Below are 14075 nucleotides of genomic sequence, written 5' to 3'. Positions count from 1 at the left end.
GACGGCGGCACCGAAGAGCGCGATGGCTCTGCGCGAGTCGCCCCGGGCACGTGGTCAGAGCTGGTCGCGCAGGTGGGCCAGCCCGCTGAGAAGAAGATCGAGGCCGAAGGAGAACTCGTCGCCGAGCGGAATCGGCATCACCTCGGCAACGGTGACGGTCGCCGGGTACAGGTCCGGATCGACGCCTCCGAAGACGGCCGCCACCTGCGCGCCATCGGGCTGTCCCGCCCCACGGTTCCGCTCGGCTTGCACGGCGAACCCCAGGACGTAGCGGGCCAGGGTCGCGTACACGTACGCGGCAACCCGCGGCGGGAAGCCACTGTTCAGCAGCACCGCGACACAGTGCTCTCGCAATGCCATGGCGTTCGGCCCCAGAGGAACCTGCTCGACCATCAGCCGGGCGGCGTTACGGTGCTGAGCCAGGGCGTCGAACATGGTGGTCGCGACCGTGCGCAGCGCCTGCTCCCAGCCCATGGCGAGGAGTTCGCCGCCGTTCATCTCCACGACGCCGAACACGCGGTCCACGACGTGGGCGACCAGGTCTGCCCGGTTGTCGAAGTGCCGGTACAACGTAGCCGTACCCGAGCCCAGACGCTGGGCCAGGGTGCGCATCGAGAGGGCGTCGGAGCCCTCCTCGTCCACGATCTGCAATGCGGTCGCGACGATGCGCTCCAAAGGCACGGGCGGCCGCCCCGGGGAACGCCGAGCCGAAGGCGTGCCCGCTCGGGCGGAATCAGACGCTGCCGCCAAACCTCCCACCTCCTCGGACGGCACCATAACAGCGACACCGTTTCCGATATGAAGATCGCCGATTGGACGAGGCGGGTGAACGGGCTGGCCCTGCCGTGCGGGGACGAAGCCGGTGTCCTCCTCAGCGTCGAACGCGTAGGCAATGTCGCCGCCAACGGCGGTCAGCAGCGCGACCTGCACGCTCCGCTTGCTTGATCGACTAACACCATATGGCGACGGGACACCATTGCGGCACATATCGCGCGAGCAAGGTCAGTAGCGATGGGTCAAGACCGCTCTGTCCGCACAGAAGCCGACCACCAGCCGCCCCTCGGACGCGACCCTCAGTCCCCTGATCCGTGAGGGAAAGGCGTATGCACCGATCTGCTGCCCTGTGCTTGCGTCCCACATCCACTCGGGTTCGGTCGCCGCTGGCGACGACGGCAGGGCGGCCGTCCAGCGCCCCGGTCGCCCCCGCGGCCACCCCCACTGGTGCCACATCAGCGGGCGCAATGCGGAAATACCGCTGCACTAAAGGTGAAAACGACCTCTTCTTACAGAAAGATCTTCACTGTTCCCCAACAATGTTCATATGATGCCGGGATCAACAGGCCTGGCCAAGGGGGGACTTGGACGGGCCTCTCACTTTCCCATGGGGGAATCATGCGTATACGCCTTGCGGCCGCCGTAGTTTCCGGTGCCGCCCTTCTGTCCGCGCTCGCTCTTCCGGTGGCCGCCCAGGCAGCGGAGCGGACAGGTGCGGCAGGGAAGCTCAGTTCCTTCGCCTCGAAGTCCGTTCAATCGCAGGACTCGTTGGGCAACACCAAGTTCTCGCACGCTGTCATCAACGGCGGCAAGGACATCGTCCTCGGCACCACTGGCACCAAGTCCGTCACCGTCACGTACACCGCTACGGACCAGAACGGTGTCGCCCTCACCGAGGCCTTCCTGTGGCAGGGCACCGACAGTTCGACCACAGATGGCATCACCGGCGGCCTGGGCACGGACGACAACCCCAACTGCACGGAGACGGCGACCCAGGGCACCTATACCTGCAAGGCCGTCTTCAACATCCAGCCCGCCACTGACATGAAGGACAACGGAGTGGCCGGGACCTGGAAGCTGTTCCTGGGCGCCTGGGACCTGTACGCGAACGCCAGCTACAACGACGACGTCACCACCACCGCGATCAAAAAGGCGTCCACGCTGACCGTCAACGCCACGCCCGAACCGGTCAAGAAGGGCAAGACCATCACGGTCACGGGCAAGCTCGCCCGCGCGAACTGGTCGACGGGCAAGTATGCGGGCTACGTGTCCCAGCCCGCGAAGCTTCAGTTCCGCAAGAAGGGCAGCAACACCTACACCACACTCAAGACGGTCAAGACCAACAGCACCGGCCTCCTGAAGACCACCACCAAGGCCACGGTCGACGGCTACTACCGCTACGTCTTCGCCGGCACCACCACCACCGCCGCCGCAACGGCGCCCGGCGACTTCGTCGACGTCAGGTAAGCGGTTCGGGGCGCCCACCGACCATTAACCTGGACACGGGCATGGGCATGGCTGACCACCGTACCCCTGCTCCCGTCACCGGCCCTCGGAAGGGGCGGCGGCCGCAGTCGGGCACTGCGTGCGCCGCCGGCCGGAGGCCTTCCGCGTCCAGCGCTACGCGGGCTCCCCCGCGCCCGTGTCGTTCATGGCCATCCTGCGGCTGGACGCACCGCTTCCCGAGGACCGCGCGGAGGACCCCGTCGTCAGCAGCGGTCTGGGACCTCGTGGAGGCGGCCGCTCCCCTGCGGCCGGGTGAGCATCTGGGCATCCGTCGCTTCGCCGTACAACCCGGCGGGCACCAGCGGCCCTCGCCCTGAAGCTCATCAGCCGGCGCGCCATCGGCGAGGAGATGAGGAGCCACGGACGCGCGGTGACGTTCACCGTCTTCGAGGACGCCGACCGGTGGGGGCGCGAAGTCCTTCCGGAACAGCGCCTGTGACCGGCTAGGTTTGCCGGGTTGGTCAGCGAGCACCTCTTGGGGGAACGGGGATGCGGGCCGATGAGTGACAACTACCTGACGGTGATTCCGACCGATCCGTACTGGCAGCCCGACAGGGACGCGGCGGATCGTGCTGCGGCCGCGTTGTCGGGGATGCTTCCCGACGACGATGCCCGCCGTGGTCTGGAAGCCAAATGGAATGACAGTGTCGAAGTGGTCTGGTGTGGTTCCAATCTCAAGAGGATCTTCTGTCCGCGCTGCGGCGCAGAGTGTGCTCCCGACTGGTGGGCCGAGGCCGTCTCGCAACGTTACGACGAGGGCTTCCGCACGCTCGTGGTGACAGTTCCCTGTTGTGACGGTGAGACGTCGCTCAACGAGCTGGTGTACGACTGGCCGATGGGATTCGCACGGTTTCGCATCGAGGTCCTGTATCCGAACCGCTCATGGCTGACCGCCGACGAACTGGCCACGCTCACGGACGCGCTCGGGCATCCCCTACAGCAGATCCTCATCCATATTTAGTGCTCGATGATCCGGCAGGCCTGCCGTGGTCAAGCTGCGACGCACCGATCGGGGAAGGCCCCCCGCCACTTCTCGCTCACTGCGACTCGAAGGCGTTCAGTTGTCCTCCCGTGGCCGGCGTGGCCCGAACGTGGGTTCGTGGCCTGCGGGTCGCAGGCAGGTCCAGGGTTCGCCCCTGCCTCGTGGCCGTCACGTCCCCGCTCACCGTCAGCCGGGTCACCGCCCTGCTGACGGCCGACAGCACGAACCAGTGACCGGTCGGTGACCGGCTGCCCGTCGTCGCGGCGATGTTCTGACCGAATCGGCTGCAGGCAGCGGTCGACCGCGCCCGGGCAACCGTGCGGGCCGACGGCTCCCTGCCCGTACGCAGGGTCACCGTCACGTCCCCTGGTCGGCTCCAGGTGTCGGCGCGGGCACAGGTCCACACGGCCGTACCGCCGCGGTCCGGCAGATCCTGCTCCGCGAAGTCCCAGGCATTGACGGAACGCACTCCGGCGCCCCCGAGCGACCCGAGGGCGCAGGCCGTGTGAGCCCACGCGAGCAGGGCTGCCGCGTCGGCACGATCACACTCGCCTCCCAGTCCATGCAGCTCGAAGGCGCACCCGGCCAGCGCATCGGCGTCTACACCGCCGACCCCGGCACACCCGACCACGACGCCATGACGCTGCTCGACATGACCGCGCCCGTGACCACGCCCAGTCCGGAAATCCCACGTGGCTACGCGCACGGTCTTTGCCGGGTCCGGCCGACGCCCGGCCGACTGAGCGACCCCGCCCCTCCGGCGGTGCGGCGCTGAGCTGGTGTCCTGCGCCAGAGATTCGTCGGCAGAGGCGGGCGAGGGAGTCGAGGGTCTCTTCGGCGGTCTTGGTCCAGATGAACGGCTTGGGGTTGTCGTTCCAGTCTTTGACCCAGGCCCGGATGTCGGCTTCCAGGGCATGGATGGTCTTGTGTGCGCCGCGGCGGATCATCTGGTGGGCGAGGTAGCCGAACCACCGCTCGACCTGGTTGATCCAGGACGAGCCGGTCGGAGTGAAGTGCAGCTCGAACCTGGGGTGTTTGGCGAGCCAGGCCCTGATCGCGGGTGTCTTGTGGGTGCCGTGGTTGTCCACGATCAGATGGACCTGCAGGTGGGCGGGCACCGTCTTGTCGATCCGGATCAGGAACTTCTTGAACTCCACCGCCCGGTGCCGGCGGTGCAGGGCGGTGATGACCTCACCCGTGGCGATGTCGAAGACGGCGAACAAGGTGGTCAGGCCGTTGCGGACGTAGTCACGGGTGCGCCGCTCGGGCATGCCCGGCATTATCGGCAGCACCGGCTGGGACCGGTCCAGGGCCTGGATCTGCGACTTCTCGTCCACCGACAGCACCACCGCCCCCTCGGGCGGGTCGAAATACAAACCGACGACGTCGTAGACCGTCTCCACGAACAACGGGTCCGTCGACAGCTTGAAGGTGTTGGCCAGATGCGGCTTGAGCTGGAACTGCCGCCAGATCCGGCCGACGGTCGACTTCGACAGGCCACTGTGCTCGGCCATCGATTTCCGCGACCAGTGGGTGGCGTTCTTCGGCAGCTGTTCCAGCGTGGTGACCACCACCGCCTCCACCTGATCGACGCTGATCGTGGGCGGCCGGCCCGGCCTGGGCTCGTCGGCCAGCCCGTCCAGCCGCTCGGCCAGGAAGCGCCGCCGCCACTTGCGGACGGTGTCCGCGGTGACCTGAAGATCCCGGGCGACCGCGACGATCGGCGGTACTTCCGGTCCCGCACAGGCCAGCACGATCCGGGCCCGCAGGGCCAGGGCCTGGGCCGATGTCGCCCGACGCGTCCATCTTTCCAACTCCGCCCGCTCGTCGTCACACAGCAGCAGCGGTTCCAGCTTCGGGCCCCGACGGGGAACTGACGCACCAGCAGCAGAAGTCACACAACTACTAACGATCAACTACTGGCGCAGGACACTAGCGGCCCCACTCCTTCAGCGCGTCGCCACGCGGCATCCCGGCAGTGTCGCCGCTGAGCGGGTCGGACAGGGCGATGCGGGCCGTTATGCGTTTGCCGACCGGCTCCTGCTCGGTGAACAGTTGCTGGGCGACGGCTTTGACGATCTCCAGGCCGTGCTGGCCGATCCTGTCGGGATCGGCGGGTCGGGCAGCGGGCACGGTGGGGTCGCTGTCCCACACCACGACATCCACGGCGTGGGCGGTGATGCGCAGTTCCATCAAGACCGGGCCGGGGGCGTATTTCAGGGCGTTGGTGACCAGCTCACTGACCACCAGTTGTGTGAGGTCTCGCGTGCGAGCGGACACGGGCAGGCGGTGATCGGCGCGAGCCCGGTCGAGGAAGGCGACAGCGTGGTGGCGGGCGTCGGCGATGCAGCCGTCGCCTCCGTCCAGGGCATAGCCGGCTCGCATCAGGTACTGATCTCCGGTAGAGCGCTCATTGTCATTATGGGATCCCACGTATCTCGCCCTCGCTCCCCCGTGACGTGCGCAGGTACCCACGCCATCGACATGCATGTCACCCAGGCATTCTCCAGCACAGTCGCCCCGGGCCCGCACCGGCGCTGCGGTGGGCGCAATCGTCCCGGCGTACTCTGAAGGGCAAGCTCAGACACATCCGAGGAGACGCGAGCGATATCCACAAAGAAAACCGGCCGGGCCGGCTCTCCATCCAGCACGCACTGGTCGGCGACGTCCGCGTCGTGGCCGTGCACGGCGAGATCGACCACGACGTCAAGGACCTCCTCAGCCAGGCCCTGCTCTTCGAGAACGGCATCACGCCGCCGCGAATCGTGGCGGACCTGAGCGGGGTGACCTTCATGGACTCCAGCGGCATCAATGTCTTCGTCGCCGCCTACCAGCGCGCGAGCGACGCCCAGGGATGGCTGCGCATCGCCGGCGCTCAGGACTCCGTTGTGCGTCTGCTGCACATGGTCGGCATCGACGAGATCATCTCCTGTCACCGCACCGTTGAGCAGGCCCTGAACCCCTGACCTCCCCCACCCGCGGCAGGCCGGTACATCCTGACGAGACGAGCGTCACGTCGGCAGGGTGGTCCGGAGCCGGCACCAAGGCGGTGGCCTGAGCATTCACGGCACCACGGGCGCCCGGGCAGCGGGCAATGCGCGGACACTCCTCGAAAACTTGGTCGGCGAGCGATCAAGTCCCGCCTGCGTTTGGGTAGCTTGGAGCGGCACGGACGACCGTGCGGCGCGTATTGGCGCTCCGACCTGGGGGTGGGTCTGTGGTGAAGTGGGGCAGGCGCAAGACGAAGGAGACCTCGGACTCCGAGGATCGCCCATCACCGCCGGCCGACGCCGCGGCGGCTGAACAGGCGGGACGGCGGGGGAACGCCGCCGAGGCCGCGAGCCGCTATGAGGCCGCGGTCGCCCAAGCAGTACGGCAATTCGGGCCGGAGGCCCCCGAGACGCTGGCGACACGTCATCAACTGGCCCACTGGACAGGGGAGTCGGGGCGTCCCGAGAACGCGGTGGAGCTGTTCGCCCGGTTGCTCGCGGACCGTGAGCGGCTCCAGGGACCGCACCATGCGGACTCCGAACTCGCCCGGCACCAGTTGGCGCACTGGTACGGCAGGGCCGGCCACTTCCAGGAGGCCGTGAACCGCTACGAGATCATGCGGCGGGTGGCCGTACAACAAGGCCGCCCCGAGACGGCGTTGTCCCTGATGTGCGAGGTCGGGTACTGGCAGCGGCAGGCCGGTGACACAGCGGCCGCGCTGCGTACGTTCGCCGAGATGCTGCGCAGCGCACAGCGGGAACTGGGGCCGGAGCACAAACTGACCGGGATCGCCCGCCAACGGTATGCGGAACTCGCCGGAGATCTGCCGTTCGGCAACGAGGGGGGCCACGACGGCCTGCAGAACCTCATCTCGGCGGCGGCGGAAGTGGAGGCCTCCGGTGACTTCCGCCGGGCCGCACGCCTGTACGGGCAGATAGCGACCCAGTGCGAACGCCTCTACGGACATGCCAGTTCACAGACTCTCTCCGCGCTCGTCGGGCAGGCCAAAGCCGCGGTGAACGCGGGCGATCACGCGGAAGCCGCCGAACACTTCGACGCGGTCCTCGCCTGCATGGCCTTGCAGGGACGCGGGCCGGGAACCCGCGAGTACGACATCCTTCGCGGCCAGCGCGAAGAACTGGCCCGGAACGCCGCGCGCGTCACCTTCCGCATCGGGCAGCGGACCGGAACGCTGCTGGGGCAGAAGGTGCAGGCCGCCCCCCAGACCGCGTGCGGCGTCCTGGCGCGCCGACCGGAAGCCACGCACGCCACCTGTGTCGCCGTCGTCCTCGACGAGACGGATGACCTCACGCCGACCCAGGTCCCCGCGGAGCAGTGGTCGGCGGTGATACGTCACCTGGCAGAGCAACGGCTGGAGGCGACGGCTCTGTACTTCGCCCGTCCGGACCGTCGGCCCACCGCCGCGGATGCCGAGCTGTGCAGGCGCCTGGGGCTGCTGGGTGTGTACGTGTCCCCCATGGACTCGTCGAACGTCCAGGTCGAGGCCTACGCCTTCACCGGTGCCGAACCGGTGTACGCCCCCGTGGTCGTCGTACCGGAGGAGACGACCTCGCCGCAGCAGGCAGCCGCACGGCCCGCGGCCGGTGGTGTGGCGTTCCATCCGGGGGCCGAGGCGTTCGGACAGTGGCGGGAGGTGGGTCGGGTACGGCCCACCAAGGAGGCGGATGGACCGTCCGCGTTCGGCCGGTACGAGGTGCTGGAGCGGGTGGGGCGGGGCGGCTTCGGCGACGTCTATCTCTGCCAGGACCGCGAGGGTGTGATGGTCGCGGTGAAGACCCTGCACGCCCAGTACGCGCACGTCCCCTCGATCAGGCAGGGCTTCGCCCACGAGGTCGAGGCGGCCCAGCGGGTCAGCGGGCGGTTCACCGTGCCGGTGATCGCCGCCGACCCCGGTGCTGACACGCCGTGGATGGCGGTCCCCTACGTGGCCGCTCCCTCGCTGCAGGAACTCCTCGAGCAGTGCGGCAGACTCGACGAGCCGACCGTACGAGGCCTGGGAGCCGGCATAGCGCTGGCGCTGACCGCCATCCATGCGGAGGGAATAGTCCACCTCGATCTGAAACCGGGCAACGTCCTGCTCACCGCGGACGGACCGCGCGTCATCGACTTCGGCATCGCGCAGATCGAGCTGCTCACCGAGCCGCGCCGCGGGTTCGCCGGCACCTATGCGTACGCGTCTCCCGAGCAGCTGCGCGAGCAGCCGGTGTTCACCGCGGCCAGCGACGTGTTCTCCCTTGGCACCGTGCTGGCCAGGCTCGCCCTGGGGCACAGTCCCTGGGGCGAGGACACGGCGACCGTGGTCGCCAACATCCGGGCCGGCACACCCGACCTGAGCGGGTTGCCCTCCTCACTGCACGACGTGGTGCGCTCGTGTCTGCACCTCGATCCGACCCGGCGGCCGACGCCTCACGAGGTGGCCGAAGCCCTGCAACCCGGGGTGGCCGACGGCGATCTCGGCCCCCTCTCCCTCTCGCCGGAGGCCCAGGACCTCGTCGCCACGTACGCCACGATGCCCGCCACCCGCTTCTACGAGACCCTCGCCCACACGAGCGATGCGGCAGAGGGCGGCGCGGCCCCGACGCGTCCACTGCCGGCCGGCGACCCCACGGCGCCCCTTGCCCACGGCCAGGAAAGCGACGGTGACCGGCCTGCGGTGCCGGACGGCGACTCGGCCCCCGCCCGTAACGCCGCCGCCGACCTCGAAGCGCGGATCCAAGCGTGGGAGCGGGAGGCCGAGGACCGGGAAATGGCCCAGACACGCCACGAGTGCGGCGAGTTCCTGGAAGAGGCACGCGCCCTGCTCGGTGCGGCCCACCCCCTGACGCTACGGCTGCGCGTCTCGCACGCCATGCTCGGCTTCGACCAGCCCGGCGGAGTGGCGCACGCCGAACGGGTGGTCGGGGAGGCGGCCAAGCACCTCGGGGAAGGGCACCCCACCGTGCGGGACGCCCGCACGCTGCTGGCGATGGTGAAGTCGACCGGAAGGACATGAGCAGACGGGGTCGTCCCGCCATGCCTTACGGTCACCGGCTGTAGATGTGGCTGGGACGCGCAGCGGCCGACGCGTAGCGCCTTTGGGACGTGGGCGAACCTCGTCTCGGCGCGGGGCGGGGCATCGCCTGGCGGTCGGTGTGACCGGCCCGGGCGATGTCCCGCCCCTCGCACCGCCCGCTCAGCCGCGCCGGTGTCCCAGGGGCTCAGCGGATCCCGCCGCACCGACGTTCTCGGCGGGGGCGCCCATGGGGGCCTTCTGTGCCTCTCCCGTGCCCTTCGCCGGGGCCGCTGAGGCCTGCTGGGGGCGGCGCAGGAGGGTGACTCCGCACACGGTGGCGAGCAGTACCAGCCCTGCCGCCACGATGAGGCACAGCCGCATGCCGTCGATGAGGGAGTCGCCCAGGGCCGCGTAGACCTGGCCGGCCTTGGAGCCGAGGTTCATCCCGGCGACCGCGCCCAGGCCACCTTCCTTCGCGGTGGCGACGATGGTCTGGGCCTCACCGCCCGTCACGCCGGCATCCGCGAGGTGGCCGGGCAGGGCGTGCACGGCGCGGGTGGACAGCAGGGCACCGAGGACGGCCGGGCCGAGCGCGCCGCCGACCTGCCGGAAGGCGTTGTTGGCGGCCGACGCCATGCCCGCCAGATGGTGCGGTACGGCGGCGACGGCGGTGGCCGTCATCGGGGTGGTGACGAGTCCGAGGCCGACGCCCAGCACGATCAGCCGCCAGGCGATGGAGCCGTAGGAGGTGCCGGCGTCGAGGTTCGTCATGGCCAGCAGGGACCCGGCGATCAACAGCAGCCCTACGGTGATCATCCAGCGGGCCGGCACGCGGTGCATGAGGCGTCCGGCCGGGCCCCCGGCCACGATCGCGGCGACGGGGACCAGCAGCAGGCGGGCGCCGGCCTCCAGGGTGCCGAGCTGCTGCACCATGCCGAAGTACAGGCTGAGCACGAAGAAGAAGCCGATCAGACCGAGGAAGGTGATCAGGGCGATGAGGGCGGTGGCGGTGAAGGCCGCGCTGCGGAAGACCGCCAGGTCCAGCATGGGGCTCGCGCTGCGCCTCTCCGCGACGACGAACGCGGCAAGCGCGACGATGCCCAGAGCGAGGGCGGCGACCACCTTGCCGTCGGTGAAGGAGTCGGCGCCGCCCTCGATCACGCCGTAGACCAGGGCGGTGACGGCGACGGCCGCGGTGATCTGGCCGGGCCAGTCGAGCTTGCGCCCGTGCGGGGCGCGCGAGTCCGTCAGCAGCGGGGCGGCGACGGCCAGCGCGAGCAGCGACAGGGGGATGGACAACAGGTAGATCCATCGCCATGAGTAGTGGTCGAGGACGACGCCGGCGATGACCGGGCCCACGGCCAGGGCAGCGAGCAGGGCCATGGCCCACATTCCGATGAACTTGCCGCGCTCACGGAAGTCGGGCACCGCGTGGCTGATGAGCGCCAGCGTGGTGGGCAGCAGTGCGGCCGAGCCGAGACCGGCCAGGGCCTGTCCGGCCCACAGGGTCTGGATGTTGTGCGCGCACAGGGCGACCAACGCGCCGACCGCGCTGAAGAACAGGCCGGCCTGGAAGACCTTCTTGCGGCCGTGGACGTCGCCGAAGACACCGGCGGTCAGGATGAAGGCGGCCATGGGCAGGACGAACGCGTCCTGGACCCAGGACAGTTGGGCGGTCGAGGTGTTCAGTGCCCGCTGGATGGCGGGCAGGCTGACGGCGACCGTGGTGATCGGCAGGTAGGCGACGAACACGCCGAGGCAGGCCATGGCGACGGTGGCCGCCCGCCTGTCCGTCGACCCGCTCGCCGCTGTGGTGACGTTCACGGAACTTCTCCGGCTTCTCTTGTGAGGGCGCGCGCGCCTTACTCGGTTGGGTGAGGAGGGGGTGGGTGGTGCTGCTCAGGGGCTGCCATGTGCGAGCCGGCAGCCCCGGCCGGGGGGAGAGACGGTCACGCCCCAGGACGTAGGTGGGTGATGGCGCCCCACGGCCTGCGCGGCGAGCGCGAACTCCGCCTGCTACGCGGGCAGATGGGAGTCGTACCGGTCGTGTGCGGTGGTGCGACTGCGTGACTCAGATGGCCGGGGCGTCGGCCGGGGGTGTGAGAGGGCGCTTCGTCCGGTGGGACGGCGTCACGCCCGCCGCGGTGAGGTGCGTCAGCAGGACGACGGTGCCGATGCAGGCCGCCGTCGGCGCCAGCCTCGTACCCATGGAGTCACACCCTTTCTTCTGGACGCGACCAGCATGCGGCCGGCAGTCCACAACCATGAACCCGATAGCCCGAAACGAACAGAAACCTCTACGCTGACGCGGCAACGTGTCAGACTTCTCTCGTGATCGACGATGTGGACAGGAAAATCCTCCACGCCCTGCAGTGCGCACCGCGCCTACCGTTCCGGCACATCGCCGAAGTGACCGGCGTGTCGGAGCAGACGGCCGCCCGCCGCTACCACGCCCTGCGCCGCAGTGGAGTGCTGCGCGTGGTCGGCCTGGTCAACCCGGCCGTCCACGGCAAGGCTCAGTGGGTGGCTCGCATCCGCTCCCGCCCCGACCGGGTCGGGCCACTGGCGGACTCCCTGGCCAAGCGGCCGGACATCGCCTACGCCAACCTTGCCTCCGGCGGATCGGAGATCATCTGCATGATCCGCTCCCCCGTCGAGGCCGAGCGCGACGACGTCCTTCTGCGCCAACTGCCCCGCTCCGCCTCGGTCCTTGACGTCAGCATCGACCTCCTCCTGCACTCCTTCGGCGAGACCGGCACCAGCGAATGGACCGCCTACGGCGACGGCCTCACCTCCGAGCAGGTACGACAGGTCACCGCCGACCGGCCGGCCGCCCCCGCCGGACCGCTGCGGCCCCCCATGGAGGAGGACGCCCCTCTGCTCGACGCCCTCGCCGAGGACGGCCGCACCACCCACACTCGTCTCGCCGAGCTCACCGGCTGGTCCAACGCCCGCGTCGCCCGCCGCCTGGAGGCCCTGGAGACTTCGGGAACGCTCTTCTACGACGTGGAACTGCTGCCCGAGCGCCTCGGCCACGCCCTCAACGCCACTCTCTGGCTGCGCGTCTCCCCCGCCCGCCTCGAACAAGCCGGGACGGCCCTCGCGCGACATCCGGAAGTCGCCTTCGCCGGTGCCATCAGCGGCCACCACAACCTGATGGTCAGCGTCATCTGCCGCGACGCCGAGGACTTCTACCGGTACCTCACCACCAGCGTCGCCGCCATCGACGGCATCGACGCCTACGAAGTCAGCATTCGCGTCCGCCGCCTGAAACAGGCCGCCTCACTCATCTTCCACGGCCGCCTGGTCCCTACGACACCCGCGTAGAAGCGCGCGACACGGTGGGACCCGACGCCTCGGCCCGGACCAGCCGACTCGGGCCCGGCGGCGCGGGGAGGCGCCGTATCGCCGCGACGACACCCACGCCGTCGCCCTGTCCGCGGGCATCCCTGCGGGACGCGTTCACTGGAGGGCGCCGCTGCGCCTGCCCTCGCCGAGCAGAGCCGGCACCAGGGCGGATTTCGCCCCCGGTGCCACGAACCAGAGGGGCACGGCGGAACGGCTCCTCGAGATTTCGATGCGATGGAAGGCCACGACGTGACCCACCGCTGTCGTCTGCTGCACCCCGGTCACCTCGCTCCACGCCACCGAGTCACGTACCCGGCCGAACCGGCCGGTGACGGCCACGCCGTCCGCGCACAGGTAACACCTGTTCACACCGAGCCAAGCGGTCAGCCGACGCCATCCGAACTTCAGGGCGTACACCGCGGCCACCACGGCGGTCGCGACAGCGGCATTGTCGTCGACCGCGGAGGGGTTGACGACGGTAGCGACAAGCAGGGCGCTCCAGAGAATCAGCAGGAAGCCCCGCAGCACCTGCGCCATGCTGCCTGTCGCGGAGTTGATGACGGCGTGATCGCCGCGGATATCTCCGAGTCCCAGTTCCGCCACTCTGTGTCGCACTGACGGCCCCACGGTCGAAAGCTGACCGGAGCAAGGCATACCCGCGCGGCCGGTTCCCCGAACGGGGTCGGCAGGTGGATGACCGCGTCAGAGCGCGGGACTGCTCGCCGGGGCACTGTTCTTGGACTCGTTGCCGTTGAACTGGCCTAGCCTGCACAGCACGTGCCCGACATCCTGTCAGTGCCGCCGGTCAACGAGACGGCAAGCGGGGTGCCCTGCTTGCGGAGGGCGAGACGCTTCGACGGTCGTCGAAACGTTGGCACTTCACTCGAGCCGAACCCTACGTTGAAGTCGTCCGGCACGAAGTACCGCTTGTCTTCTCCAGGGGGTTGTTCGACGTGCGCTACAGACGCTCTCTCCTCACCTCCGTCGGTGCCCTGTCCTGTCTGTCGGCGACGCTGTTCGCCACCGGCGGGCCGGCGCTGGCCGCCGTTCCCTCCGCCGACGGGCCCGCCGCTCGGGTCGTCACACTCCCTCCGGCGCCCAAGGGAGCAGGGCCGGCAGTGTCCGCCAAGGCCGCGGCCGCGGCTTCGCCGACGACGTCTCCGGCAGTGCGGACCGAGCACGGACCTCCGGGGTCCACGTACGTCTGTGACGCGGGCACTCTGTGCACCAACGTCTGGGATCCGACGACGAACGACTGGAAGACCTTCTTCTTCTACAACTGCAACCGTTACTACCTCTCCGACTGGAACGGCGAGGGCGACTACGTGGACGACCAGACCGGCAATGTCACGTCGTATTTCTACGACCAGAGCGGCAACGTCCTGACATCCTTCCAGCCCGGTGGCGAACCGGTCCCCTACAACTGGGACCCGGTCTGGTCCATCCGCAACTGCTGATCCC

General features: G+C 69.3%; 12 protein-coding genes and 1 pseudogene. 6 read left to right on the top strand and 7 right to left on the bottom strand.

Translation table 11 applies throughout. The annotated features are described in order from the left end of the window. Positions 1-54: 54 nt before the first annotated feature. A complete protein-coding gene (locus tag ACIGDI_RS27515; RefSeq protein WP_399902248.1) occupies positions 55-681 on the bottom strand; it encodes a TetR/AcrR family transcriptional regulator in 627 nt (208 codons plus the stop codon). Positions 682-1392: 711 nt separating this feature from the next. Here ACIGDI_RS27515 and ACIGDI_RS27510 point away from each other — a divergent pair. Continuing rightward, positions 1393-2241 carry a hypothetical protein gene (locus tag ACIGDI_RS27510; protein WP_399901768.1) on the top strand — a complete coding sequence of 283 codons (849 nt, stop codon included), beginning with the start codon at positions 1393-1395 and terminating at the stop codon, positions 2239-2241. 538 nt (positions 2242-2779) lie between these two features. Beyond that, positions 2780-3241 carry a hypothetical protein gene (locus tag ACIGDI_RS27505; protein WP_399901765.1) on the top strand — a complete coding sequence of 154 codons (462 nt, stop codon included), beginning with the start codon at positions 2780-2782 and terminating at the stop codon, positions 3239-3241. Positions 3242-3317: 76 nt separating this feature from the next. On the opposite strand, the gene ACIGDI_RS27500 is transcribed toward ACIGDI_RS27505, so the two are convergent. The 3 genes and pseudogenes from ACIGDI_RS27500 to ACIGDI_RS27490 form a co-directional block, all read right to left on the bottom strand. Further along, positions 3318-3731 (bottom strand): hypothetical protein, encoded by a 414-nt coding sequence (locus ACIGDI_RS27500; RefSeq protein WP_399901762.1) that lies wholly within the window; start codon positions 3729-3731, stop codon positions 3318-3320. Positions 3732-4041: 310 nt separating this feature from the next. Then, positions 4042-5160: pseudogene (locus ACIGDI_RS27495) on the bottom strand (IS630 family transposase); the annotation flags it as partial. A gap of 34 nt (positions 5161-5194) precedes the next feature. Then, entirely contained in the window at positions 5195-5647 is a 453-nt protein-coding gene (locus ACIGDI_RS27490) for an ATP-binding protein (RefSeq protein WP_399901759.1), read from the bottom strand. A gap of 182 nt (positions 5648-5829) precedes the next feature. Between ACIGDI_RS27490 and ACIGDI_RS27485 the strand changes: the two genes are divergently transcribed. Together ACIGDI_RS27485 and ACIGDI_RS27480 are read left to right on the top strand one after the other, a co-directional pair. Next, positions 5830-6228, top strand: a complete 399-nt coding sequence (locus ACIGDI_RS27485; RefSeq protein WP_399902245.1) for an STAS domain-containing protein — start codon at positions 5830-5832, stop codon at positions 6226-6228. 254 nt (positions 6229-6482) lie between these two features. Then, a complete protein-coding gene (locus ACIGDI_RS27480; RefSeq protein WP_399901756.1) occupies positions 6483-9266 on the top strand; it encodes a protein kinase in 2784 nt (927 codons plus the stop codon). Positions 9267-9446: 180 nt separating this feature from the next. Here ACIGDI_RS27480 and ACIGDI_RS27475 read toward each other — a convergent pair whose 3' ends face one another. Both ACIGDI_RS27475 and ACIGDI_RS27470 read right to left on the bottom strand, forming a co-directional pair. Beyond that, the gene (locus tag ACIGDI_RS27475; RefSeq protein WP_399901753.1) at positions 9447-11090 is read right to left on the bottom strand and encodes a DHA2 family efflux MFS transporter permease subunit; all 1644 of its coding nucleotides are present in this window, start codon (positions 11088-11090) and stop codon (positions 9447-9449) included. 247 nt (positions 11091-11337) lie between these two features. Next, positions 11338-11475, bottom strand: coding sequence for a hypothetical protein (locus ACIGDI_RS27470; RefSeq protein WP_399901751.1), 138 nt, complete (start codon positions 11473-11475; stop codon positions 11338-11340). Positions 11476-11597: 122 nt separating this feature from the next. Between ACIGDI_RS27470 and ACIGDI_RS27465 the strand changes: the two genes are divergently transcribed. Then, positions 11598-12593 (top strand): Lrp/AsnC family transcriptional regulator, encoded by a 996-nt coding sequence (locus tag ACIGDI_RS27465; RefSeq protein ID WP_399901748.1) that lies wholly within the window; start codon positions 11598-11600, stop codon positions 12591-12593. A gap of 135 nt (positions 12594-12728) precedes the next feature. Here the strand turns inward: ACIGDI_RS27465 and ACIGDI_RS27460 are convergent, their stop codons facing one another. After that, on the bottom strand, positions 12729-13229 hold the full coding sequence (locus ACIGDI_RS27460; protein ID WP_399901745.1) for a hypothetical protein: 501 nt from the start codon (positions 13227-13229) through the stop codon (positions 12729-12731). Between the two features lie 338 nt (positions 13230-13567). On the opposite strand from ACIGDI_RS27460, the gene ACIGDI_RS27455 reads away from it, so the two are divergent. Further along, on the top strand, positions 13568-14071 hold the full coding sequence (locus tag ACIGDI_RS27455; protein ID WP_399901742.1) for a hypothetical protein: 504 nt from the start codon (positions 13568-13570) through the stop codon (positions 14069-14071). Positions 14072-14075: the final 4 nt, after the last annotated feature.

Source organism: Streptomyces sp. NPDC085900 (genome assembly GCF_044540925.1).
Lineage (GTDB): Bacteria > Actinomycetota > Actinomycetes > Streptomycetales > Streptomycetaceae > Streptomyces > Streptomyces gilvifuscus.
The sequence above is the reverse complement of the archived record's forward strand: the minus strand, read 5'-3'. Positions and strand labels throughout refer to the sequence as shown.

Coding starts and splice junctions, on each gene's coding strand:
- ACIGDI_RS27510 (WP_399901768.1), top strand. CDS start 1,393: ATGCGTATACGCCTTGCGGCCGCCGTAGTTTCCGGTGCCGCCCTTCTG.
- ACIGDI_RS27505 (WP_399901765.1), top strand. CDS start 2,780: ATGAGTGACAACTACCTGACGGTGATTCCGACCGATCCGTACTGGCAG.
- ACIGDI_RS27490 (WP_399901759.1), bottom strand. CDS start 5,647: ATGCGAGCCGGCTATGCCCTGGACGGAGGCGACGGCTGCATCGCCGAC.
- ACIGDI_RS27470 (WP_399901751.1), bottom strand. CDS start 11,475: ATGGGTACGAGGCTGGCGCCGACGGCGGCCTGCATCGGCACCGTCGTC.